This is a genomic window from Pseudomonas sp. GD03903 (assembly GCF_029840045.1).
In the GTDB taxonomy this organism is placed as follows: Bacteria; Pseudomonadota; Gammaproteobacteria; order Pseudomonadales; family Pseudomonadaceae; genus Pseudomonas; species Pseudomonas pseudonitroreducens.
On record NZ_JAOCBT010000029.1, the window covers coordinates 1 to 23,194 of the forward strand.

The following is a 23,194-nucleotide window of genomic DNA, read 5'->3' on the forward strand; positions in this document are numbered from 1 at the left end:
CTGAAACTCCGCTTCAACGAGGCCTCCTGAACGGGGCGTTCGGAGTGCGCTGACGTTTATCTGGAAATCTTGCCAAAGCCAAAGCCAAAGCCAAAGCCAAAGCCAAATCTAGGGCGTGCTCTTGTAGGAGCGAGCTTGCTCGCGAACCGCACGGCACCGCCCCATCAGGAATCAATCACTCCCCCTCCCGCCCCAGATGTTCCTTGCGCCACGCCGCCGGCGACATCCCGTATTGCACGGCGAACCAGCGGGTGAAGGAGCTGGGCATCGAATACCCCAGCAAATCCGCAATGCGTCCCAGCGAATAGCGCGGGTTCTCCCTGTCAAGCAATCTCGCTCCGGCAGGCTGGAGTTGCTGCGCTCCTTGTAGGAGCGAGCTTGCTCGCGAACCGCACGGCACCGCCCCATCAGGAATCAATCACTCCCCCTCCCGCCCCAGATGTTCCTTGCGCCACGCCGCCGGCGACATCCCGTACTGCACGGCGAACCAGCGGGTGAAGGAGCTGGGCATCGAGTACCCCAGCAAATCCGCAATGCGCCCCAGCGAATAGCGCGGGTTCTCCATGTAGCGCAGCACCAGCTCGCGGCGGACCTCGTTGATCAGGTCGGAAAAGGTCACCCCGTTGTCTTCCAGCCGCCGCTGCAGCGTGCGCACGTTCAGCCCCAGCGACTGGGCGATCTGCTCGATGGTCGCGCGGCCCATGGGCAACAGCAGGTAGATCGACTTGCGCACCTCGTTCAGCGTGCTGCCGTCGGTGGCGCCGGGCAGGGAGTCGACGAAGCTGCGCGCGTGCCGGGCCATGGCCGGGTCGGCCATGGGGTTGGCGGCGTCCAGGTCGGCGGCGGGGATGACGATGCCGTTGAACTCGCTGCCGAACTCGATCTTGCAGCCGAACAGCCGGCGGTGCACTTGCAGGTCCGCCGGGGCGTCGTGGCTGAAGTTGACGCTGATCGGCCGCCAGTGCGGGCCGAGCAGGGCGGCGCAGAGGCGGTACAGCGTGCCCAGGGCCAGCTCCAGGCCCTGGCGCATCGGCATTGGCGGTACGGTGAGCAGCTCTTCGCGCAGGATCGCCATCTTGCCTTCCTGGTCGACGTACAGCGCCAGGGATTCGTTGAGCAGGTGGCGGTAGCGAATGATGGTATCCATCGCCTCGCGCAGGGTCGCCTGGTGCGACAGCAGCAGGCTGATCACGCCGAAATCGGCGAGCTGGCGCGATTCGGCCATGCGCAGGCCGAACGTCTCGCAGCCGCTGATGCGTGCCGACTCTTCCAGCAGGGTCACCGCCGCGGCAACGGGAATGCGTTGCTCCGGATGCTCGAGCATGGATTGGGAAAGGCCCACCGCACTCAGTTGCTGCTGAGGGTTGAGGCCCAGGTGCCGGGCCACTTCCAGGTAGTTGGTGAGGGCCGCAATGCGAACCATTGGGGTCATGCGTGAATCGCCTTTTTGTTCTTGTGGTTGCACCGTATCGACAGGGCTCGTGGGCACCTGGCGACCGGAATGCACGCTGGCTGGGTCGATGACGTCAGATTCTAGCGACAGCTGTAACCAAGCGTGTACGAAGTTTCGCAGTTCGACCAGTGCCTGCGGCGCTCTGGAATGCACCGTACGTCCCGTAACGCAGGGCACCTGGCGGAGTGGCGGGATGCCAGGCGGGGCATTGTCTGTCACCAAATGCGAAGTGCCTGACGCTCAATGCAAAGCACCGTCACCGGGGCATCTCTACTGTCTGTCCAACAAGTTCGAAATCCAGGCAAAGGTGATTCGGTGAACAACAACAAGACCTCCACCACCGTCCTCATGGTGCCCGGCCTGCGCGACCACGTGGCCGAGCACTGGCAGACCCTGCTCGAGCAACGCCTGCCCAATGCTCGCAGCGTGCCGCCACTGACCGAGAACAAGCTCGACCTGAACGCCCGCGTCGAAGCCATTCAGCGCGAGCTGGAGAGCATCGACGGCGAGGTGATCCTGGTCGCCCACAGCGCTGGCGTACTGATGGTCGCGCACTGGGCGGCGCGCTACAGCCGGCCGATCAAGGGCGCGCTGCTGGCCACCCCGCCGGATCTGGACGGCGACTGGCCGGCGCATTACCCCAAGCCGACGGTTCTTGCCGAGATGGGGTGGGCGCCGCTGCCGCTGGAGCCGCTGCCGTTCCCGACCCTGGTGGCCTGCAGCGACAACGACCCGCTGGCCAGCCCTGCGGCGGTCCAGCAGATGGCCCGCCACTGGCGCGCCAGCCTGGTGGAGCTGGGCCGCGTCGGCCACCTCAACCCGGCTTCGGGATTCGGTGACTGGCCAGAGGCCGAGGCGCTGATCCAGATGCTCGACAACTGACTCACCCAGGCAATCGATCCAACCAGCAACTGATTCAAGAGCAACCCGGTTCCGGCGTTCGCGCCGGGGCAGGACCTCGTGCGCCCCGGCGCAGGACTCTTCAATCGCCAATAAAGGGCCGCGGGACGGGCCCGGAAAGCGTCCCGACCACAACAAGAAACGGAGCACACGCATGCATCACCAGAGCAACTCCCTGCAGCGCTGCCTGCTGGCAACCGCAATCCTCGCCGCCATGGCCGGCCAGCCCGTGCAGGCCTTCGAGCTGGACACCGGCAACCCGGACTTCTCGATCCGCTTCGACAACACCGTCAAGCTCAGCTACGGGCAGCGCGTCGAGTCACCCAACAGCAAGATCGCCGGGACCGCCAACACCAACGATGGTGACCGCAACTTCTCCTCCGGCACGCCGGTGACCCAGCGTTTCGATCTGCTCAGCGAGCTGGACTTCGTCTACCGCGACAGCATGGGCTTCCGCCTCAGCGCCGCCGGCTGGTACGACCATGCCTACGATGATGTCGGTGGCGGCAATCCGTTCCCCGGGCAGAAAGGCAATGCCGGTCACCTGGTCACCCGCGACGGCACGGTCATCGCCCCGCGCGGCGCGCAGCCGGCCACCCATGGCCTGAGCAACTTCGCCGACCGCTACTACAACGGCCCGTCCGGCGAGTTGCTCGATGCCTTCGTCTTCGCCAGCCACCAGGTCGGCGACGACATGCAGCTCAGCGGCAAGCTCGGCCGCCACACCATCTACTGGGGCGAGACGCTGTTCAGCGCCGCCAACGGCATCAACTACGGCCAGTCGGCCCTGGACCTGGGCAAGCTGTACAACGTGCCGGGCACCGAGGCGAAAGAGCTGTTCATGCCGCGCAACCAGTTGTCCGCGTCGCTGACGGTGAACCCCGAGCTGACCCTGGCCGCGCAGTATTTCCTCGAGTTCGAGAACTCGCGCTTCCCCGAAGGCGGCACCTACATGGGCCCCTACGACATGCTCAACGACGGCGGCAACGTCTTCTGGCTGCCGCTGCCCGCGCAGAACGCCTTCTACGGCGCTGTGCGTGGCCATGACCGCAAGCCCGACAACACCGGTGACTTCGGCCTGATGGCCAAGTGGAGCCCCGAGTGGCTCGACGGCACCCTGGGCTTCTACTACCGCAAGACCTCGGACACCCTGCCGGCGGTGCTCATCGACGCACCGAACCTGCACAAGCCCGGCCTCGCCGGCCTGCCGGGGATGAACTACATCACCGCCTACGCCGACGATATCGATATCTACGGCATCAGCCTGTCCAAGGAAGTCGCCGGCGTCAGTGTCGGCATGGACCTGAACTACCGCGAGAACATGCCGCTGGCGAGCAACTTCACCACGGTCAACTCGACGCTCTACGCGGCCGCCAAGCGCGGCGCGATCAACGGCGCCAACCTGATCGGCGAGCTGCCCAGCGATGGCGATACCGGCCTGGCCCGCGGCAAGACCTTCCACGTCGTGCTCAACGGCCTGGTGACCTTCGGCGCCACCCCGCTGTGGGATGCCTCGTCGCTGGCGGTGGAGGGCACCCTGACGCACCTGATCGACGTCACCGAAGGCGAGCAGACCTTCAAGGGCGACTCCAGCTACCGCGGCGTCGACAAGGTCACCACCAACGCCTACGCCATGTCCGCCAACTTCACCCCGACCTGGTACCAGGCCTTCCCCGGCGTCGACCTGTCCATGCCCATGTCCTACAACGTCGGCCTGCACGGCAACTCGGCAGTGCAACTGGGCGGCAACGAGGACGCCGGCAGCTACTCGGTGGGCGTTGCCGCGGACTTCCACCAGCAGTACCGCCTGGACCTGAAATACGTCGACGCCTTCGGCCCCTTCGATACCTGCGAGAGCGGCCGCGACAACAACACTCCCGGCGCCAACGGCCAGTACCAGTGCATCCCCGGCCAGATCACCTCGCAGGGCGGCCTCGCGCCCCTGCTGAAGGACCGCGGCATGGTCACTGCCTCCCTGAAGGCCACCTTCTGATTTCACGTAAGGCTTCGTCCTCGAAGCAGGAGAAACACAGCATGAACTTCAAGCCCACCCTGATCGCCACCGCCCTCGGCCTGGCTCTTTGTGGCGCGGCCCAGGCCGCCGTGTCCCCGCAGGAAGCCGCCCAGCTCGGCAGCAGCCTGACCCTGGTCGGCGCCGAGAAGGCCGCCAGCAGCGATGGTGCGATTCCCGCCTACGCTGGTGGCCTGACCAGCGCCCCGGCCGGCTTCAAGGCCGGCGACAGCATGCGTCCGGACCCATTTGCCAGTGAAAAGCCGCTGCTGGTGATCGACGGCAAGAACGTCGAGCAGTACAAGAACCAGCTGTCCGCCACCACCGTCGAGCTGGCCAGGCGTTATCCGACCTTCCGTGTCGACGTCTACCCGACTCACCGCAGCGCCGCGCTGCCGGACACCGTGCTGGAAAACAGCAGGAAGAACGCCGTCACCGCGCAGTCCCTGGAAGGCGGCACGGCGATCGACAACGCGCTGCCGGGCGTGCCGTTCCCGATTCCGAAAACCGGCGCCGAAGCCATGTGGAACTTCCTGCTGCGCTACCAGGGCGTGAACATCAAGGCCAAGTACGACTCCTGGAACGTCGACGCCTCGGGCAGCGCCAACCTCGCCACCACCGGCCAGGCGTTCATCAACTACCCGGTGTACGAAGACCTCACCCAGCCGGTGAAAGGCTCCGAGGTCTACTACCAGATGAAGCTGTACTACAGCGGCCCGGCCCGTCGCGCCGGCGAGGCGATGATGCTCAAGGACGCCGCCAACCCGCTGCAGCAGCCGCGCCGCGCCTGGCAGTACCTGCCCGGCCAGCGCCGCGTGAAGCTGGCGCCAAACCTTGCCTACGACACGCCGAACCCCGGCATGGCCGGCGCCGGCACCTACGACGACGTGTTCGTCTTCAACGGTGCGCTGGACCGCTACGACTGGAAACTGGTGGGCAAGCAGGAAATGATCGTGCCCTACAACACCTACCGTCTGACCTACGCCAGCGACATCAAGCCGGTGGTCACGCCCAACCACCTGTCGCCGGACTACGTGCGCTGGGAGAAGCACCGCGTGTGGGTCGTCGAAGGCACGCTGAAATCCGGTGCGCGGCACATCTATGCCAAGCGTCGCTTCTACCTCGACGAAGACAGCTGGGTGGCCCTGGCCTCCGACCAATATGACGCGCGCGGCCAGCTCTATCGTGGCTCCTTTGCCTTCCTCAGCCAGAGCTACGACAAGCGTATCCCGGACGCCACGCCGTTCATGATCTACGACCTGACCGCCGGCTCGTACAACATCAACGGCGTGGTCGGTCCGTACGGCGGCATCAGCTACATCGACCCGCTGGCCAAGACCCAGTGGTCCCCCGAGGCGCTGGCCGGCAGCGGCATCCGCTGACCGTGGGCGGCGGCTCCAGCCGGGGCCGCCGCTGTTCTACCCGAGGAAAGCTTCATGCAGATTCCCTTCAAGCCCCTGGTGTTGCTGGGCGCCTTGTTGCTGGCCGGTGGTGCCCACGCCGCCACGCCAGCCGACGGCTTCGTCGACGTGCTCGACCTGCCGGCGGCGTACAGCAAAGCCCCCAGCCGCGTACCGCTGCTGGCGATCACCGAAGCCGACTCGCGGCTGGTGAGCGTCGGCGCGCGCGGCCACATTCTCTACTCCGATGACGGTGGCAGCGCCTGGCGCCAGGCCGCGGTGCCGGTCAGCTCGGATCTGACCGCCGTGCGCTTCCCCACGCCGCAGGACGGCTGGGCGGTGGGCCACGATGGCGTGGTGCTGCACAGTGCCGACGGCGGCATCCACTGGGAGCGCCAGCTCGATGGCCGGCAGATCGGCCAACTGATGCTCGACTATTACGCCGCCCATCCGCAGCCGGACAACGCCACCTGGCTGGAGCAGGCGCGGCGCTTCAAGGAGGAGGGCGCCGACAAGCCGTTCCTCGACCTGTGGTTCCGCGATGCCAACGAAGGCTTCGTGGTCGGTGCCTTCAACCTGATCCTGCATACCGGCGACGGCGGGCGCAGCTGGGAGCCCTGGAACCATCGCATCGACAACCCGCAGGCGCTGCACCTGACCGCCATCGCGGCCAGCGGCGATGACCTGTTCATCGTCGGCGAGCAGGGCCTGTTGCTGCGCCTTTCCCATCAGCAGGAGGGCCAGCAGGAACGCTTCGTCGCCCTGCCGTCGCCCTACGCCGGCAGCTTCTTCGGCATCGTTGCGCGGCCCGGCCTGGTGTTCGCCTACGGCCTGCGCGGCCACGCCATCCGCAGCCTCGACGGCGGCGCCAGCTGGAGTGCGGTGGATACCGGCCTGCCGGTGAGCCTGACTGCCGCCAGCTTTGACGCCAGCGGCCGGCTGTATCTGTTCAGCCAGGCTGGCCAGGGGCTGGTCAGCGATGACCGTGGCGCCAGCTTCAAACCCCTGGAACTGGCCGAGCGCCTGCCCGTCAGCGGCGCCGTGGCCGGCCCCGGTCGCCTGCTGCTGGTGGGCACCCGCGGCGTTCGCGAGAACGCCATGCCGGTGCGCTGAGCGCGCCGGCCTTTCATAAGAACAAGAGCAAGCGAGACAGCCTGATGGTCGACCTCAAGCAAGGCGAGATGCCTGTAGTCCGCGAACTGCGGGACTTCGACACCCACAGCGGCAACCTGCTGGAGCGCCTGGTGTTCAACCACCGCGCGCTGTTCATCGCCATGATCGCGCTGGTCACCCTGGTGCTGGGCTACATGGCCGTAACCCGCCTGGAGATGCGCCCGGCCTTCGAGAAGATGATCCCCCACAGCGATCCCTACATCCGCAATTACTTGGATAACCGCGCCGCATTGCGCGGCCTGGGCAACTCGGTGCGGGTAGTGGTGGAGAATCCCAACGGCGACATCTTCGACCCGGCCTACCTCGCCAGCCTGCGGCAGATCAGCGACCAGCTGTTCCTCAGCCATGGCGTCGATCGCGCCTGGATGAAGTCGCTGTGGTCGCCGGCGGTGCGCTGGACCGAGGTCACCGAGGAAGGTTTCCAGGGCGGCCCGGTGATGCCCGACGGCTACGACGGCAAACCCGAGGCCATCGGCCAGTTGCGCGAGAACATCGCCCGCGCCGGCATCGTCGGCAGCCTGGTGGGCAACGACTTCCGCTCCAGCATGCTGGTGGTGCCGCTGCTGGACCGCGACTCGGCCACCGGCAAGGGCATCGACTACCGCGAGTTCTCCCGCGCCCTCGACGAGCTGCGCCTGAAGTACGAATACCTCGGCGATGCCCGCGCCTTCGCCGCCGGCGAGGAGGGCAAGGGCCCGGTGCGCCTGCACGTGATCGGCTTCGCCAAGCTGGTGGGCGACCTGATCGACGGCTTGCTGCGGGTGATGCTGTTCTTCGGCCTGGCGGTGGTCACCGCCTTCGTCATCATCTTCTTCTACACCCGCTGCCTGCGCAGCAGCCTGCTGGTGATCGGCTGTTCGCTGCTGGCGGTGGTCTGGCAGCTCGGCCTGGTGGCGTGGCTGGGCTACGCGCTGGACCCGTACTCGATCCTGGTGCCGTTCCTGATCTTCGCCATTGGCGTGTCCCACGCCACCCAGAAGATGAATGGCATCATGCAGGACATCGGCCGTGGCACCCACAAACAGGTGGCCGCACGCAACACCTTCCGCCGCCTGTTCCTCGCCGGCGTCACTGCGCTGCTGTCGGATGCAGTGGGCTTCGCCGTGCTGATGCTGATCGACATCCCGGTGATCCAGGACCTGGCGATTGCCGCGAGCATCGGCGTGGCGGTGCTGATATTCACCTCGTTGCTGATGATGCCGGTGGCGCTCTCCTATCTCGGCGTCAGCCAGCGTGCCGCCGAGCGTGCGCTGCGCGAGGAACGCCAGGTGGACCGCCAGCAGGGCATCGGCAGGCTGTGGGCATTGCTCGACCACTTCACCGAGCGGCGCTGGGCGACTGTCGCCCTGGCCGTGGCGGCGCTGCTCGGCGCGGGTGGCCTGCTGGTCAGCCAGCACCTGCAGATCGGCGACCTCGACGCCGGTGCGCCGGAGCTGCGCGCCGACTCGCGCTACAACCGCGACAACGCCTACATCACCAGCCATTACGCGCTGTCCAGCGACCTCTTCGCGGTGATGGTGAAGACCGCGCCGGAAGGCTGCCTGAACTACCGCACGCTGATTCTCGCCGACCGTCTGGGGTGGGCGCTGCAACAGCACGACGGCGTGCAGGCCACCACTTCGCTGGTCAACGCGGTGCGCCAGATCACCGCCGGCACCTACGAGGGCAACCCCAAGTTCGCCAGCCTGCAACGCAATCAGGACGTGCTCAACTACGCCGCCCAGCAGGCTTCGGTGAACACCCCGGAGCTGTTCAACACCGACTGCTCGCTGATGCCGGTGATCGCCTTCCTCAAGGACCACAAGGCGCAGACCCTGGACGAAGTGGCCGGCATCGCCGAGAACTTCGCCCGCGCCAACAGCACGCCGGATCGCCAGTTCCTCCTGGCCGCCGGCAGCGCCGGCATCGAGGCGGCGACCAACCGCGTGGTGCGCGAGGCCAACCATCGCATGCTGTTCTACGTCTATGCGGCCGTGGGCATCTTCTGCCTGATCACCTTCCGCAGCTGGCGCGCGACCCTGGTGGCGTTGCTGCCGCTGGTGCTTACCTCGATTCTCTGCGAGGCGCTGATGGTGATGATGGGCATTGGCGTGAAGGTCGCCACCCTGCCGGTGATCGCGCTGGGCGTGGGGATCGGCGTGGACTACGCGCTGTACCTGCTCAGTGTGCAGCTGCAGATGCAGCGGGCCGGCTTGCCGCTGTCGGTGGCCTACCAGCAGGCGGTCGCCTTCACCGGCAAGGTGGTCGCGCTGGTCGGCGTGACCCTGGCGGCAGGGGTGATCACCTGGGCCTGGTCGCCGATCAAGTTCCAGGCGGACATGGGCATCCTGCTGACCTTCATGTTCCTCTGGAACATGCTCGGGGCGCTGATCCTGATCCCGGCGCTATCGCATTTCCTGCTCGGCGGGCGGAAGCTCTGAGCTGCCGGTGAGTCGATCGCGGACGGAGTCCGCTCATACCCAGGTCCTCGCATCTGCGTAGGAGCGGACTCCGTCCGCGATCGGGTGCAGGGCGCAGAGGACTATCCCGTTTCAATCAAACGCCGGAATCGCCTCCAGCTCGTGCAGCAGCCAGTCGGCGAACTCCCGCGCCAGGGCCTGGTTGCCGTGGGGCGGGATGATCAGGAAGTAGGGGTGGGGCGCCGGGAAGTCGATGTCGAACAGGCGCACCAGGCGGCCCTCGGCCAGTTCCTCACCGGCCAGGATGTGGTCGCTGATGGTCACGCCGCCGCCGGCCAGTGCGGCGCGGATGGTCAGGTAGGCGTCGGGCAGAAAGACGTTCTGCCGCGCCTGCAGGCCGGGCACTCCGGCGGCGAGGAAATAGCGGCTCCAGTCGAAACCGTCGTCTTCGTGCAATAGCACCTGGCGCGCCAGGTCACGCGGTTTGCGCAGGTGTTCCTGGGTGTTGAGCAGGCGCGGGCTGCACACCGGGAAGTAGCGGATGTCGCCCAGCGCGGCGAAGCGCTGGCCCTCGATGTGCGTCTCGCCGAAGGAAATCACCATGTCCACCTGGCCCAGGTCGCTGCTCATCGGCAACAGGTGCAGGGCGACTTCCTGGTAGTTGCGCAGGAACTTCTCCAGCAGCGACGACACCCGCGCCAGCAGCGCCGGGGCGCAGGCGATGCGCAGTTCGCCGGCGGGCTCCTCGCTGGGCAGGGCGCGGCGGATGTCGCGCAACTGGTCGAAGGCGCTGCTGATCTGCTGGCTCAGCTGGCGCCCGGCGGCGGTCAGTTTCACGCCCTTGCCCTGGCGCTCCACCAGCGCCATGCCCAGTTCTTCTTCCAGCTTCTTCACCTGGTGGCTGACCGCCCCGTGGGTGACGTGCAACTCCAGCGCCGCACGGCTGATGCTGCCTTGCCGGACCAGCGCCTCGAAAGCGCGCAGGGCGATGAGGGAGGGCATTCGGAACGCACTGTTCTGACGCATGGAAGGCCTTTTTATGTGAATTTGACTAACGATTCAGGCGGAAATCTATTGAATTGTCGTTAGTTAAATTTGCACAGAAGATGGCCTCAAGCCAATACAAAAAAAGCACCAAGCCAATACCGATCAACAAGAAAAACGGCTGGAGATCCGCCATGCAGCATTTCGTCGACTTGCTCGGCCTGGGCAAGCGCTACGGCAACCTGCAGGTCCTGAGCGACCTCAGCCTGAGCATTCGCCAGGGCGAATTCCTCACGCTGCTCGGCCCTTCGGGCTCGGGCAAGAGCACCACGCTGATGATGCTCGCCGGCTTCGTCGAGCCCAGCGAAGGGCATATCGAGATGGACGGCCGCGACATCACCCAGCTGTCGCCGGACCAGCGCGATTTCGGCGTGGTGTTCCAGGGCTACGCGCTGTTCCCGCACATGAGCGTGGCGCAGAACGTCGCCTACCCGCTGCGCATCCGCAAGGTGCCGGGCGCGGAGATCGAGCGCCGGGTGGCCGAGGTGCTGGAGCGCGTCGGCCTGGCCGGTATGGGCAATCGCGGCATCGCCCAGCTCTCTGGCGGCCAGCAGCAGCGCGTGGCGCTGGCTCGTGCATTGGTGTTCAAGCCCAAGCTGTTGCTGCTCGACGAACCGCTGTCCGCCCTCGATCGCCGCCTGCGCCAGGAAATGCAGGGCGAGCTGGCGCGCATGCACAAGGATTTCGGCACCACTTTCGTCTTCGTCACCCACGACCAGGAAGAAGCCCTGGCGCTGTCCGACCGCATCGCCGTGTTCAACAAGGGCCGCCTGGAGCAGGTCGGCACGCCGCGCGAAGTCTACGAACGCCCGGCCAGCCGCTTCGTCGCCAACTTCCTCGGCGACACCAACCTGCTGGAGGTGGGCGTGGTTGGGCGAGAGGCTGAAACGACCCTCTGCGATTTCCGCGGCCAGCACCTGCGCGTGGCCCATACGACGCCAGCGCCCCAGAGCGGCAAGAGCTGGCTGGCGGTACGCCCGGAGCATATCGACCTGCACCCGCTGCAGGACGCCGGCCGCGACAACGGCCTGTGCGCCACCGTCGGCAATGCCACTTACCAGGGTGCCCACGTCAACCTCGAACTGACCCTGGAGCAGGGCGAGCGCCTCGACCTGCGCCTGCCGGTTGCGCACCCGCTGCTGGCCGACCTGCGCAGCGGCCAGCGCTACTGGTGCAGCTGGTCGCCGCAGCATTGCCACCTGTTGTCCGCCTGACATTCGCATAACGAAAACAACGATCGGGGAGCAATCACCATGAACGAACGCCAAGGCTTCATCGAAGACGCCATCGAAATCGCCGCCGACAAGAGCGAGCGTGCCGGCATCAGCCGTCGCGATTTCAACCGCAGCCTGCTGCTGCTCGCCGCCGCCAGTGCGCTGCCGTTCGGCGCCGGCAGTCGCGCGTTCGCTGCCGGCGGCAGCCTGGTGCTGGCCAACTGGGGTGGTGATGCGGTGCCGGCTTTCGAGAAGAGCTTCGGCGGCTTCGACCAGGCCTCCGGCCTCACCCTGAAAGTGGACGGCAGCGGCCCCACCGAGGGTGCGCTGAAGACCCAGGTCAGCAGTGGTGCGGTGCGCTGGGACGTATGCGATGGCGAGATGTATTCGTCCTACCGCCTGGGCAAGGACAAGTTCCTGACCCCCATCGACTTCGGCATCGTCGACAAGTCGCTGATCGGTTATGGCGACGTGCATGATTTCGGCCTCGCCAACTACACCTACAGCTACGTGATCGGCTACGACCACGAGCAGTTCGGCAAGAACCCGCCCAAGTCCTGGGCCGACTTCTGGGACGTGAAGAAATACCCGGGCAAACGCACCCTCTACAAATGGATGAGCGCCAACCTGGAGTGCGCGCTGCTGGCCGACGGCGTGCCACCGGAGCAGCTCTACCCGCTGGACGTGGACCGTGCCTTGCGCAAGATCGAGGAACTGCTGCCGCACATTGCCACTCACTGGTCCACTGGCGCCGAGTCGCAGCAACTGATCCGCGATGGCGAAGTGAGCATGGCGCAGATGTGGCACACCCGCGCCGAGCTGGTGAAGAACGACACCGCCGGCAAGATCGACTGGAGCTTCGACGGCGGCGTCGTCTCGCCATCTGTCTGGATGGTGCCGAAGAACAACCCGGCCGGCGCCAAGGCTGCCATGGAGTTCATCGCCTACGCCTTGCGGCCGGAAGTGCAGGCCAAGCTCATGGAGGTCTACAACATGGGCCCGGTGAACCTCAAGGCCAACGACCTGCTCAGCGCCCAGCTGCAGGCGATCAACCCCACTGCGCCGGACAACCTGAAGAAGCAGGTGTCGCTGAACAACAAGTGGCATGCCGAACACTACGGTGAAACCCTGGAGCGCTACCTCGCGCTGATCGGTGGCTGAGATGCGACGTTTTGCACCGGGCGTGCTGCCGGTCTACGGCCTGTTGATCCTGCCCCTGCCGCTGCTGGTGATCATCGGTTACCTGCTGCCGACCCTCGGCGTGCTGGGCTGGAGCTTCAGCCTGCCGGAGTGGGGCACGCAGAACTACGCGGCGATCGCCGACAACGCCAACCTGCAGGCAGTGATCTGGCGCACCTTGCGCATCTGCCTGCTGACCACCGCGATCAGTGTCGCCATCGCCTACCTGATCGCTTACCGCTGGCGTTTCGCGACGCCGCGCGGCCGGCAATTGATCGAGCTCTTCGTGCTGCTGCCGTTCTGGCTGTCGATGCTGATCCGCGCCTTCGCCTGGCTGGTTCTTTTGCGTAATGGGGGATTGGTGAGCCAGGGGCTGATGGCCACCGGCTGGTTCGACGCGCCGCCGCCGCTGGTGCGCAATGAACTGGGCGCGCTGATTGGCATGGTGCACTTCATGGTGCCCTATGCGGTGCTGCCGCTGCTGTCGTCGCTCAAGCAGGTGGACGACAGCCTGCTGCGCGCGTCCAGCAGCCTGGGCGCCAGCCACTGGCAGACGCTGAAGGACATCTTCATCCCGCTGACGCTGCCCGGTGTGGTCGCCGCATCGGCCATCGTCTTCGTCTTCAGCCTCGGCTGCTTCGTCACCCCGGCGCTGCTGGGCGGCGGCAAGGCGGCGATGCTCGCGGAGTACATCTACGTACAGATGTTCCAGCTGTCCAACTGGGGCCTGGGCGCCGCACTGAGCATCGTGCTGATGCTGCTGGTGGTCGGTTGCGCGCTGCTGTTCGGACAACTCATCGGCTACCGCCGCCTGCTCGGGAGGGCTGAGCTGTGACTCCGCAGGGAACCTATCTCTCCGCCATGCCCAAGGGCGTGAAAAAGCCGCAACTGCCACGCCCGCAGGTCGGCCGCTGGCTGTCCTGGGCGGCGCTGGCGCTGTCCGCGCTGTTCCTCCTGCTGCCGATCCTGGTGATCGTCCCGCTGTCGTTCGGCAACCAGCGCTACCTGGCTTTCCCGGACGGCGGCTGGTCGCTGCGTCACTATGCGACGCTGTTCGACGGCGCCTGGCTGGTGTCGATCCTGCAGAGCCTGGGCCTGGCCCTGGTGGTTGGCGCGCTGTCTACGGCGCTGGCCTTCCTGTTCGCCACCGGCATCTGGCTGCAGCGCCGGCACCGCACGCTGCTGACCGCCATCGTGCTGCTGCCGATGATCGTGCCGCAGGTGGTCTCGGCCATGTCGATCTACTACCTGGATGCGCGCCTGGGCGTGCTCGACAGTCTGCTGGGGGTCGGCTTCGGCCACCTGCTGATGGCGCTGCCGTACTCGGTGATCGCCATGCTGGTGGCCTACGCGCGGCTCGACCAGAGCCTGTACAAGGCTTCGCGTTCCCTCGGCGCCGGGCTCTGGGAGACGCTGTGGAACGTGCTGCTGCCCAATGTGCGCGGCGGCGTGCTCGGCAGCTTCTTCATGGGCTTCGTGATGAGCTGGGAGGAGGTGGTGGTGACCCTGTTCACCAGCGGCCTGAACGTGGTGACGCTGCCCAAGCGCATCTGGGACGGCCTGCGCTACAACCTCGACCCGGCGATTGCCGCCGTGTCCACCCTGATGATTGTCCTCACCCTGGTGGTGATGCTGGTGCGCCTGTACCTGGCACGGCATCAGCCACCCAGCTGACTGTTTCAACCCCGCATACGGCCGCTGGATGGCGGCCCCAAACAACAACACCTGTGTCGCTTGCACCTTGTCCCTGAGGAGGGAATCCCCATGCTTACTGCTTTCCCCGCTCGCACCTACCGTCAACGCGTCGAAGCCGTCAAACGCCGCATGGCCGACCGTGGCCTGGATGCCCTGGTGGTCAACTACCCGGACAACATCAACTACCTGAGCGGCTTCGACAGCCTGGGCTTCCTCTGGTACCAGGCGCTGATCATCTCGCCGAAACTGGCCGAGCCGGTGTTCCTCACCCGTACCAGCGAGGAGCCCTGCACCTGGGAGCTGTCGTGCATCAACGAGGCGATCTTCTATGACATCGCCAAGCAGGACCCGCTGAAGATCGTCGCCGACGTGCTGGCCCAGGCCGGTCTGTCCCAGGCGCGCATCGGCCTGGAAATGACCGCCTCGACCTTCTCCCCGGCGCAGTACAACGCGCTGCTGGGCTACATGCCCGAGGCGCGCTTCGAAGACGCCGGCCCCCTGGTCGCCGAGAACCGCCTGATCAAGACTGCCGAGGAAATCGAATACCAGCGCAGCGCCGCGCGTATGGCCGACCAGGGCATGCTGGCTGCCTTCGAGGCGCTGCGTCCGGGCATCTCCGAAGTGGAAGTGGCCGGCATCGTCGCCAACGCCCTGGGCCGTGCCGGCAGCGAGTACTCGGCGATCAGCCCGATGTGCGCCACCGGCCGCCGCAGCACCATGACCCACGCCATGCCGCACCGCCAGACCATCAGCCACGGCGACGTGGTGATCCTCGAACATGCCGGCGTGTGCAACCGCTACCACGCCATCCTCATGCGCACCGCGGTGATCGGCAAACCCAGCCCGCGCGTGAAGGAAGTCGCGACCCTGCTCACCGAGGCCTTCAACGCCGCCATCGAGATCGCCAAGCCGGGCACCCCGGTGGGCGAGGCCAACCGTGTGTGCAACCAGATTCTCGACCGCATCGACCTCTCGCGCACCCGCGTGCACCGCATCGGCTACAGCCTGGGCCTGGCGTACCCGCCGACCTGGCTGGAAGCGATGATGGTGGACGAGGCCGACGACCACGTGTTCCAGCCGAACATGTCGTTCTCCATCGAGCCGAACCTGTCCTTGTACAACGAAGGCTTCGGCATCAAGCTCGGCGACACCGTGCTGTGCGGCGAGAAGGGCTCGGCGAGCCTGTCGGAGCTGCCGCCTGAGCTGACGATCATCGACTGATGGAGGTTCGCCCCCGGTCCGCGTACTGCCGGGGGCGAAGCCGAGTTGCGTGTCTGCGCCTGCGGGCGCAGTGATGGAATCCGAGGGCTTCTGATGAGTCACACGATGGATGTTTTCTGGCACGACGACGTGCTGCGCCACGACACCGCCGCCGGCGTGTTCGAGGCGCCGCCCAGCGACCTGCTGGCCGAACAGCTGCTGCACCCGGAGAGCAATCCCCGGTTGCTCAACATGCGCGCCATCCTCCAGCGCGGGCCGGTCGCCGGCTCGTTGCGCTGGCACGAAGGGCGCCACGCCAGCGAAGAGGATCTGCTGAGCTTCCATGATGCCGACTACCTGCGCGGCATCTTCGCGGCGGACGCCGCCGGCAAGCGCTTCAGCAGCACCACGCTGATGTCCGCCGGCAGCCTCGCCGGGCTGCTGGCCGCGGCCGGCACCAGCCTGGCGGCGCTGGAAAGCGTATTGGCCAGCGGCAACCCGGCCATGGCCCTGGTGCGCCCGCCGGGTCACCACGCCGCGCCGGCCATGGCCGACGGCTACTGCTTCTTCAACCATGCCGGGATCGCCGCACGCGCGGCCCAGGCGGCCGGCCTGGAACGCGTCGCCATTGTCGATTGGGACGTGCACCACGGCAACGGCACGCAGGAAGGCTTCTACGATGATCCTTCGGTGTTCACCGTATCGCTGCACATGGACCACGGCGCCTGGGGCCCGAGCCACCCGCAGACTGGCGCGGTGGACGAGCGCGGTTATGGCGCGGGGCTGGGCAGCAACCTCAACCTGCCGCTGCCGATGGGCTCTGGCGACCAGCTCTACGAGATGGTCTTCAGCCGCTTCGTCGAGCCGGCACTACGCGCCTTCAAGCCGGACCTGCTGATCATCGCCAACGGCCTGGACGCCTCGCAGTTCGACCCCAACGGCCGCCAACTGGTGACCATGCAGGGCTTCAACCGCCTGGCGCGGCGCGCCCGCGCGCTGGCCGACGAGCTGTGCGCCGGGCGGCTGCTGGTGGTGCAGGAGGGCGGCTACAACCCGGCCTACAGCGCCTACTGCCTGCACGCGGCGACCGAAGGCTTCCTCGGCCAGCCGTCCTCGCTGCCCGATCCGCTGGCCTACATGCCGGAACCGGCGACGCGGGTGGAAGCCGACCTCGCCGCGCTGGATGCACGGCTGGCGGCAGCGGGGTGGAAGTTCGGCTGAGCGGTAGGGCGCAGGAGTGGGCTTGGCGTAGGAACAACTGTCTTCTTCCGGTGAATCCGTGCCGATACTTTCCCCTCACCCCAGCCCTCTCCCGAAGGGAGAGGGAGCCGTCCGTGCCCGCTGACGCCGAAGTTTCATCCTGCACCGAACGGTCCCCTCTCCCTTTGGGAGAGGGTTAGGGTGAGGGCCGACCCAAGCGCAGAAGCATCTCGTAGGAGCGGACTTCGTCCGCGATCGATTCACCACCGCTCCGGCAGGCCATGGAGTGCGGGCAAACCCATCGCGGACGGAGTCCGCTCCTACGCCGGCCGCACCCGCTTTTGCAAAGGTGGGACGGATTAACCGTTCGAGTGGGGTGCCCTACGGATGGTTGCGATAGCGTTCGGTCAGGGACTGTACGCGGGCGACGTAGGTTTGCGTCTCGGCGTAGGGCGGGATGCCGTTGTACTTGTCGACCGTCATCTCGCCAGCGTTGTAACTGGCCAGCGCCAGCCGCTGGTTGCCGTTGAAGCGCTTGAGCAGCCATGCCAGGTAGCGCACGCCGCCGCGAATGTTCTGCCGCGCATCGAACGGATCACTGACGTTGAAGCGCTCGGCGGTATCGGGCATCAACTGCATCAGGCCCTGGGCGCCGGCGATGGAGATGGCGTTGGGCTGGAAGGCCGATTCGGCATGGATCACCGCGCGCACCAGCGCCCGGTCGACACCGTAGCGCACCGATGCAGCCTCGATCTCCCGGCGATAGGAGCGGGTGTCCAGGCGCAGTGTGGCGACGTTGAAATCCTTCGGTGCCATGCACAGGTAGCAGCCCTTGATGTAATACACATCGATCACATCGACCCGCGCTGAGATTCCAACCGGGCGGCGGCTCACATACTGGCGAACGCCCTTGTGCACGAAAGTGTACACCCGGATCCGATCTGCGCTCTGGCCGTTGCCCCGCTCCAGCGTGGATGCGGTCTTTGCCCGCGTGCTGCCAGCGGTGCCCGTCGGGTCTTTCTGGCGCGTGCAGCGCGCGCCGGCGATGGCCTGGCTGCTGAGGCTGACGGCTCCGTCCCGTGCGTGGCACTTGAACAGGGCATTGGCGTAGAGCGGTGCGACCAGCAAGGCCAGTCCGATGCAGCCAGGAAGGCTCCTGCGAGCCCATCGCCAGGTTCTGGAACTCATCAAACCGCTCCGCGCCGCGGGCGCCGATCAGGCTGGGGCGCCTGATCCGGGCAAATGGGAAAAGCCAATAGGGCTGCCATTGCAGGGTTCAACCCGGGCAGCCCGCCGTTTCGGTTCGCTAGTTATAGCCCTTTCCACCTGTAGCGGAGTTTGTGCAGACGTACGGCCTGCCGGTACTGCGGAAGGCGGAACAGATCGAGGTGTTTGACGGCAGCCATTCAGTAGGAGCGGACTCTGTCCGCGATGGCATCCCCCCGGCTCCTGGGTCGATCAGAGTGGCGGTGAGTCGATCGCGGACGGAGTCCGCTCCTACGGCGCTTGCCACGCAGCTGTAGGACCGAGGGGGACGCCTAGTCCTTGCTCGCGAACCTATGCAGCACCGATTCAGCCGAGAATGAAATACACCTTGCGCACCGGCGTGAGGTTTTCCCAGGTGCCCTTGAAGCCCGCTGCCACGACGAACGAGTCCCCCGGGCCGAAGGTCTTCGCCACGCCGTCGGCGTCGGTCAGGCGCACCGTGCCTTCGAGGATGTGGCACAGCTCGTCGTAGTCGCACTCGCAGCGCTCCAGGTGCACACCGGCTTCCCAGATACCGGCGATGGCGTTCTTCTCGGGGGCGCTGAAGTGCCGCCAGCTGCGGCTCTGGTAGGGCGCATCGACGATGGCTGGGTCGTTGATCTCGCGCTCCTGCGGGGCGAGGGCGGGATTGCCGAAGTCGATGACGTGGCGGGGCAGGGTGGACATGAGGTTCTCCATCAGGAATCGAAACCGATGCCGAAGGCATCGAAGGTCTTGAGCAACAGGTCGCGGCGGCCGTTGCGATCTTCCCTGGCCAGCGAACGCTGGGCCAGGCGCACGCCGAGATAGCGCAGCGGCTCGGGCGGGAAGGGGAAGGGCTTCTGCGAGGTCATGCGCAGCCGGGTGCGTTCGGTGCTTTCGCCACCCAGTTGGTCGAGCATGTTCAGCGCTGCGAAACGGCTGGCCGACACGCCCTGGCCGGTGAAGCCCAATGCATAGGCAACTCGGCCGCCCAGCACGCAGCCGGTGAACAGCGTGGTGCGCGCCGAGGTATCGATGATGCCGCCCCAGGCATGGCTGAACTCCACCGGGCCCAGTTGCGGGAAGGCCTCGCGGAATTGCCCGGCCAGGCGCTCGAAGCTTTCCGGGCGCTGGGTCAGCGCTTCGTCGCGGCGGCTGCCGAAGTGATAGATGGCGTCGAAGCCGGCCCAGAGGATGCGGTTATCGGCGGTCTTGCGCAGGTAGTGGAACTGGTTGCCGGCATCGGCGATGCCGTAGCGATCGACCCAGCCGATGGCGCGCAGTTGGTCGTCGGTGAGCGGCTGGGTGACCAGCGAATAGTCGTACACCGGGATCACGCTGGAATTCAGGTGGCCGAGCAGCGGCGGTGCAATGTTGGTCGCCAGGGCGATCTGCCCGGCCTCCAGCTCGCCACGATCGCAGCGCAGCATCAGGCGGTCGTTGCGCTGATGCAACTCGTGCACGGGGGTGTTCTCGAACAGCTCGACGCCTTGTTCCAGGCACACCCGGCGCAGCTCGGCGGCCATTTTCGCCGGGTTGAGCAGTGCATAGTTGGGCTCGAACACGCCGGCCTGGTAGGCGGGTGAGTCCAGTTTGTCGGTTAGCTTCGCCTTGTCGAGAAACTCGCAATCGATGCCAAAACGCTCGTAGTTGCGCTGCATGCCGCGCAGGCCGTCGACCTGCCAGGGCTGCATGGCGACACTGAGCTTGCCGCGGCGCTCGAACTCCACGTGCATGCCGAAGCGCTTGAGGTCCGCTTCGAATTCATCGAGATTCTGACGGCCCATGCGTACCAGGGTTTCGGCTTCTTCCGGCCAGCGGCGCAGGGCATTGCCTACGCCGTGGGAAATACTCGGCGCGCAGAAGCCACCATTGCGCCCGCTGGCCTCGCCACCGCAGCGCCGTGCCTCGAGCACCGCGATACTCGCGCCGGGCCAGCGCTGGCGGGCGTGCAGGGCAGTCCAGAGGCCGGTGAAGCCGCCACCGACCACCACCAGGTCGAAGCGGCGATCCGCTTCCAGTGCCGGTGCGGCGGGAGCGGGATCGAGGGTATCGAGCCAGAAGGGTCGGGGAATGGCGTGCGCAAGAGGGGCGGATGTCATCGGAAAACTCCGGCAGAATGTCGGAAGAAAAAACGGTCTTCGGGCCGCGTCGAGGTTTTGTAATCGTTCCGGGGTGCCCAGGCATACGGCTTGCCGCTCTTTGCGGGCACGCCCGGAGCAGGAAAGGCCGGCCGAGACCGGCAGGGGAACGCAATGATCGAAGAACAGGGCTGGAGCACCTCGCTCGAAGGTACGACTCACCAGCCCGACCCGGCCAGCGCCGCTACTCACGCCGTGGTGATGCGCTATCACCAGGCCTGGCGCCGACATGACATCGAGGCGCTGATGGCGCTGTTCGACCCGCAGGTGGAGTACAACGATTTCTTCCAGGGGCGGCGGATCGCGCCGAGCGAACTGCGCGAGTACCTGCAGACCAGCATGCCGGCGGCGGGGGATGAATCGCAGGTCTACACCGACCGTCTGCGGGTGGACGGCGACACGGCTTTCCTGCAGTACCAGGTGACCCTGCGCGGCACGCAGGGGCTGGTGTCCTTCCGCACCACCGAAGCCTATACCGTGCGCGATGGCCGGATCATCCGGGTCAACGAGCACGCGGCGTTGATCGGTCAGCCGCAGAAGGCTGCCAGTGAACCGCAACCGCGCATGGCTGATAGCCGGCTGGGGCTTTCAGCGCGGCAGCTGAGCCAGTTGGGCGGCGATATCCAGCAGTATTTCCAGCAGACCCGGCCGTTCCTCAATCCCGACCTGGACATGCCCCAGGTCGCGGCGGCCACCGGCTACACGCGCAACCAGATTTCCTACTTCCTCAACCAGGTGCTGGGCCTGAGCTTCTACCAGTACCTGAACCAACTGCGCCTGCGCCACCTGCTCGGCCAGCTCGACGGCGCCACCAGCGTCACGCGCATCGATGAACTGGCACGGGCGGCGGGCTTCCGTTCGCTGTCGACCTTCTACCGCTGCTTCCGCGAGGAAACGGGGCTGTCGCCCAAGGCCTATCTGGAACAGAAGGCGACTTCGTGATCGGATCGCTTTTGTAGGATGGCGTGGAGCGAAGCGATACCCATCAATCGCTGGTGGCCCTGTTGATGGGTATCGCAAGCTCCACCCATCCTACGAAGTGCGACGTGCGGGGGGCGATATTGATCGATTCCCGCAATTCTCGGGCCCGCTCCGCGCGTGCCCGCATGCACGGCGCCCGCGTTATCAATCCCGTGCTCATTTCCCTATGCTCGGCCGACAAGCATTCCAACAAGCTCAGGAGACCTTCGCATGCGCGACCAGCTCTATATCGATGGCCAGTGGCAGGCACCCGCACAGGGCGGCCGCTTCGAGGTGTACGAACCGTCCAGCGAAGCGGTACTGACCGAGGTCGCCGCCGCTACCGGCGAGGATGTGGATCGCGCCGTGCAGTCCGCGCGTCGGGCGTTCGATGAAGGCGAGTGGGGCCGCAGCAGCGGCAAGGAGCGCGCCGGCTACCTGCGTGCCATCGCCGACAACCTGCGTGGCCGCCGCGAAGACCTGGCCCGCCTGGAAGTGCAGGACAACGGCAAGCCGCTGCCTGAAGCGCAGTGGGATATCGACGACGCCATCGGCTGCTTCGACTACTACGCCGAGCTGGCCGAAGGGCTGAACGACGAGGGCGAAGTGGTCGCGCTGCCCGACGAGCGTTTCGCCTGCCGTGTGCTGCGCGAGCCGGTCGGTGTTGCCGGGCAGATCATCCCGTGGAACTACCCACTGCTGATGGCTTCGTGGAAGGTCGCGCCGGCGCTGGCTGCCGGTTGCACCGCCGTGCTCAAGCCTTCCGAGCTGACTCCGCTGACCTCCCTGGAGCTGGCCGCTGCCGCCGATGCCGTGGGCCTGCCCAAAGGCGTGCTCAACGTGGTCACCGGGCTGGGCCGCGATGCCGGTTCGCCACTTTCCGCGCATCCGGGCGTGGACAAGCTGGCCTTCACCGGCAGCGTGCCCACCGGGCGCGCGATCATGCAGGCGGCGGCCCAGGACATCAAGAACGTCAGCCTGGAGCTGGGCGGCAAGTCGGCCTTCATTGTCTTTGACGACGCCGATATCGAGGCCGCCGTGGAGTGGATTCTCTTCGGCATCTTCTGGAACCAGGGCCAGGTTTGCAGCGCCACCTCGCGCCTGCTGGTGCAGGACGGCCTGCACGATCGGCTGATCGAGCGCCTGGTGGAGGAAACCCGCCGCATCACCATCGGCAACGGCCTGGAGCCGGGCGTGCTGCTCGGCCCGCTGGTCAGCGCCGGCCAGCACGCCAAGGTACTGCAGGCCATCGAAGCCGGCGTGCGCGATGGGGCGAAACTGGCCACTGGCGGCAAGCGCCCGGCGCATCGGGACAAGGGCTGGTTCGTCGAGCCGACGGTGTTCATCGACGCGCCGCTGGAAAGCGCCGTTTGGCGCGAGGAAATCTTCGGCCCGGTGCTCGCCGTGCGCCGCTTCAAGGATGAAGCCGAGGCGCTGCGCCTGGCCAACGACAGCCAGTTCGGCCTGGCGGCGGCGGTGATGTCCGCCGACCCGGCGCGTTGCCAGCGGGTGAGCCGTGGTCTGCGTGCCGGCATCGTCTGGGTCAACTGCTCGCAGCCGACCTTCACCCAGGCGCCCTGGGGCGGCTACAAGCAGAGTGGCATCGGCCGCGAGCTGGGCGTATGGGGGCTGGACAATTACCTGGAGACCAAGCAGGTCACCGAGTACCTCAGCGACCAGCCGTGGGGTTGGTACATCAAGTAAGTTGCGCGGGGCGCGGCGAGTAGCGCGCCCAACACCTGAGCTTCAGCGTTTCAATTGGCCATTGTTCGCGAGCAAGCTCGCTCCTACCCAGGGCAGTCCGGCAGACACCTGTAGGAGCGAGCTTGCTCGCGAACCCGTCCAGCGCCGAAGCGCAGCGTCGCTGCGCTCCGTCGTTTCAGACTGCGCAGGAGCGGACTCTGTCCGCGATCGACTTCACCTGCGCAGGGCAGTCCGGCAGACACCTGTAGGAGCGAGCTTGCTCGCGAACCCGTCCAGCGCCGAAGCGCAGCGTCG

General features: G+C 66.4%; 18 protein-coding genes and 1 pseudogene. 13 read left to right on the forward strand and 6 right to left on the reverse strand.

All coding sequences use genetic code 11. From position 1 onward, the window contains the following. Window positions 1-175: 175 nt before the first annotated feature. A pseudogene (locus N5C91_RS29000) lies at window positions 176-331 on the reverse strand (AraC family transcriptional regulator); the annotation flags it as partial. A gap of 87 nt (window positions 332-418) precedes the next feature. Further along, window positions 419-1,423, reverse strand: a complete 1,005-nt coding sequence (locus N5C91_RS29005; protein ID WP_236173616.1) for an AraC family transcriptional regulator — start codon at window positions 1,421-1,423, stop codon at window positions 419-421. Window positions 1,424-1,768: 345 nt separating this feature from the next. Here N5C91_RS29005 and N5C91_RS29010 point away from each other — a divergent pair, with 345 nt between their 5' ends. The 5 genes from N5C91_RS29010 (at window position 1,769) to N5C91_RS29030 (ending at window position 9,357) form a co-directional block, all read left to right on the forward strand. Next, window positions 1,769-2,335, forward strand: a complete 567-nt coding sequence (locus tag N5C91_RS29010; protein WP_279833807.1) for an alpha/beta hydrolase — start codon at window positions 1,769-1,771, stop codon at window positions 2,333-2,335. A gap of 172 nt (window positions 2,336-2,507) precedes the next feature. Next, complete coding sequence (locus tag N5C91_RS29015; RefSeq protein WP_279833809.1) at window positions 2,508-4,346, forward strand: DUF1302 domain-containing protein; 1,839 nt, start codon at window positions 2,508-2,510, stop codon at window positions 4,344-4,346. 41 nt (window positions 4,347-4,387) lie between these two features. Continuing rightward, window positions 4,388-5,746 carry a DUF1329 domain-containing protein gene (locus N5C91_RS29020; protein WP_236173572.1) on the forward strand — a complete coding sequence of 453 codons (1,359 nt, stop codon included), beginning with the start codon at window positions 4,388-4,390 and terminating at the stop codon, window positions 5,744-5,746. 54 nt (window positions 5,747-5,800) lie between these two features. Then, complete coding sequence (locus N5C91_RS29025; RefSeq protein WP_279833810.1) at window positions 5,801-6,877, forward strand: YCF48-related protein; 1,077 nt, start codon at window positions 5,801-5,803, stop codon at window positions 6,875-6,877. A 44-nt stretch (window positions 6,878-6,921) separates the two neighbouring features. Beyond that, window positions 6,922-9,357 (forward strand): MMPL family transporter, encoded by a 2,436-nt coding sequence (locus tag N5C91_RS29030; protein WP_279833812.1) that lies wholly within the window; start codon window positions 6,922-6,924, stop codon window positions 9,355-9,357. Window positions 9,358-9,468: 111 nt separating this feature from the next. Here the strand turns inward: N5C91_RS29030 and N5C91_RS29035 are convergent, their stop codons facing one another. Then, window positions 9,469-10,338, reverse strand: coding sequence for a LysR substrate-binding domain-containing protein (locus tag N5C91_RS29035; RefSeq protein WP_045207678.1), 870 nt, complete (start codon window positions 10,336-10,338; stop codon window positions 9,469-9,471). A gap of 176 nt (window positions 10,339-10,514) precedes the next feature. Here N5C91_RS29035 and N5C91_RS29040 point away from each other — a divergent pair, with 176 nt between their 5' ends. The 6 genes from N5C91_RS29040 to N5C91_RS29065 all read left to right on the forward strand — a co-directional run bounded on the left by N5C91_RS29040 (window position 10,515) and on the right by N5C91_RS29065 (window position 16,889). Beyond that, on the forward strand, window positions 10,515-11,594 hold the full coding sequence (locus tag N5C91_RS29040) for an ABC transporter ATP-binding protein (protein WP_279833815.1): 1,080 nt from the start codon (window positions 10,515-10,517) through the stop codon (window positions 11,592-11,594). 39 nt (window positions 11,595-11,633) lie between these two features. Then, window positions 11,634-12,755 carry an ABC transporter substrate-binding protein gene (locus N5C91_RS29045; protein WP_236200080.1) on the forward strand — a complete coding sequence of 374 codons (1,122 nt, stop codon included), beginning with the start codon at window positions 11,634-11,636 and terminating at the stop codon, window positions 12,753-12,755. A gap of 1 nt (window position 12,756) precedes the next feature. Then, window positions 12,757-13,608: an ABC transporter permease gene (locus tag N5C91_RS29050; protein WP_236173567.1), complete on the forward strand. Its 852-nt coding sequence runs from the start codon at window positions 12,757-12,759 to the stop codon at window positions 13,606-13,608. Beyond that, entirely contained in the window at window positions 13,605-14,447 is an 843-nt protein-coding gene (locus N5C91_RS29055) for an ABC transporter permease (RefSeq protein WP_279833816.1), read from the forward strand. Before N5C91_RS29050 ends, N5C91_RS29055 begins: the two co-directional genes overlap by 4 nt. A 90-nt stretch (window positions 14,448-14,537) precedes the next feature. Further along, complete coding sequence (locus tag N5C91_RS29060) at window positions 14,538-15,689, forward strand: Xaa-Pro peptidase family protein (RefSeq protein ID WP_017517744.1); 1,152 nt, start codon at window positions 14,538-14,540, stop codon at window positions 15,687-15,689. A 105-nt stretch (window positions 15,690-15,794) separates the two neighbouring features. Beyond that, complete coding sequence (locus tag N5C91_RS29065) at window positions 15,795-16,889, forward strand: hypothetical protein (RefSeq protein ID WP_279833817.1); 1,095 nt, start codon at window positions 15,795-15,797, stop codon at window positions 16,887-16,889. 360 nt (window positions 16,890-17,249) lie between these two features. On the opposite strand, the gene N5C91_RS29070 is transcribed toward N5C91_RS29065, so the two are convergent. The 3 genes from N5C91_RS29070 to N5C91_RS29080 form a co-directional block, all read right to left on the reverse strand. Continuing rightward, window positions 17,250-18,056, reverse strand: coding sequence for a lytic transglycosylase domain-containing protein (locus tag N5C91_RS29070; protein ID WP_279833819.1), 807 nt, complete (start codon window positions 18,054-18,056; stop codon window positions 17,250-17,252). Between the two features lie 384 nt (window positions 18,057-18,440). Further along, window positions 18,441-18,800: a cupin domain-containing protein gene (locus N5C91_RS29075; protein WP_236173563.1), complete on the reverse strand. Its 360-nt coding sequence runs from the start codon at window positions 18,798-18,800 to the stop codon at window positions 18,441-18,443. Between the two features lie 11 nt (window positions 18,801-18,811). Further along, window positions 18,812-20,197, reverse strand: coding sequence for an FAD-dependent oxidoreductase (locus N5C91_RS29080; protein ID WP_279833821.1), 1,386 nt, complete (start codon window positions 20,195-20,197; stop codon window positions 18,812-18,814). 240 nt (window positions 20,198-20,437) lie between these two features. On the opposite strand from N5C91_RS29080, the gene N5C91_RS29085 reads away from it, so the two are divergent. Together N5C91_RS29085 and N5C91_RS29090 are read left to right on the forward strand one after the other, a co-directional pair. After that, entirely contained in the window at window positions 20,438-21,178 is a 741-nt protein-coding gene (locus N5C91_RS29085; RefSeq protein WP_054909797.1) for a nuclear transport factor 2 family protein, read from the forward strand. Between the two features lie 249 nt (window positions 21,179-21,427). Further along, window positions 21,428-22,900 carry an aldehyde dehydrogenase family protein gene (locus N5C91_RS29090; RefSeq protein WP_279833823.1) on the forward strand — a complete coding sequence of 491 codons (1,473 nt, stop codon included), beginning with the start codon at window positions 21,428-21,430 and terminating at the stop codon, window positions 22,898-22,900. The last annotated feature ends 294 nt before the right edge of the window (window positions 22,901-23,194 follow it).

Bases quoted from the DNA above. Each gene is read 5' to 3' on its own strand.
- N5C91_RS29005 (WP_236173616.1), bottom strand. From the start codon at position 1,423: ATGGTTCGCATTGCGGCCCTCACCAACTACCTGGAAGTGGCCCGGCAC.
- N5C91_RS29015 (WP_279833809.1), top strand. From the start codon at position 2,508: ATGCATCACCAGAGCAACTCCCTGCAGCGCTGCCTGCTGGCAACCGCA.
- N5C91_RS29020 (WP_236173572.1), top strand. From the start codon at position 4,388: ATGAACTTCAAGCCCACCCTGATCGCCACCGCCCTCGGCCTGGCTCTT.
- N5C91_RS29025 (WP_279833810.1), top strand. From the start codon at position 5,801: ATGCAGATTCCCTTCAAGCCCCTGGTGTTGCTGGGCGCCTTGTTGCTG.
- N5C91_RS29030 (WP_279833812.1), top strand. From the start codon at position 6,922: ATGGTCGACCTCAAGCAAGGCGAGATGCCTGTAGTCCGCGAACTGCGG.
- N5C91_RS29035 (WP_045207678.1), bottom strand. From the start codon at position 10,338: ATGCCCTCCCTCATCGCCCTGCGCGCTTTCGAGGCGCTGGTCCGGCAA.
- N5C91_RS29040 (WP_279833815.1), top strand. From the start codon at position 10,515: ATGCAGCATTTCGTCGACTTGCTCGGCCTGGGCAAGCGCTACGGCAAC.
- N5C91_RS29045 (WP_236200080.1), top strand. From the start codon at position 11,634: ATGAACGAACGCCAAGGCTTCATCGAAGACGCCATCGAAATCGCCGCC.
- N5C91_RS29050 (WP_236173567.1), top strand. From the start codon at position 12,757: ATGCGACGTTTTGCACCGGGCGTGCTGCCGGTCTACGGCCTGTTGATC.
- N5C91_RS29060 (WP_017517744.1), top strand. From the start codon at position 14,538: ATGCTTACTGCTTTCCCCGCTCGCACCTACCGTCAACGCGTCGAAGCC.
- N5C91_RS29065 (WP_279833817.1), top strand. From the start codon at position 15,795: ATGGATGTTTTCTGGCACGACGACGTGCTGCGCCACGACACCGCCGCC.
- N5C91_RS29070 (WP_279833819.1), bottom strand. From the start codon at position 18,056: ATGAGTTCCAGAACCTGGCGATGGGCTCGCAGGAGCCTTCCTGGCTGC.
- N5C91_RS29075 (WP_236173563.1), bottom strand. From the start codon at position 18,800: ATGTCCACCCTGCCCCGCCACGTCATCGACTTCGGCAATCCCGCCCTC.
- N5C91_RS29080 (WP_279833821.1), bottom strand. From the start codon at position 20,197: ATGACATCCGCCCCTCTTGCGCACGCCATTCCCCGACCCTTCTGGCTC.
- N5C91_RS29085 (WP_054909797.1), top strand. From the start codon at position 20,438: ATGCGCTATCACCAGGCCTGGCGCCGACATGACATCGAGGCGCTGATG.
- N5C91_RS29090 (WP_279833823.1), top strand. From the start codon at position 21,428: ATGCGCGACCAGCTCTATATCGATGGCCAGTGGCAGGCACCCGCACAG.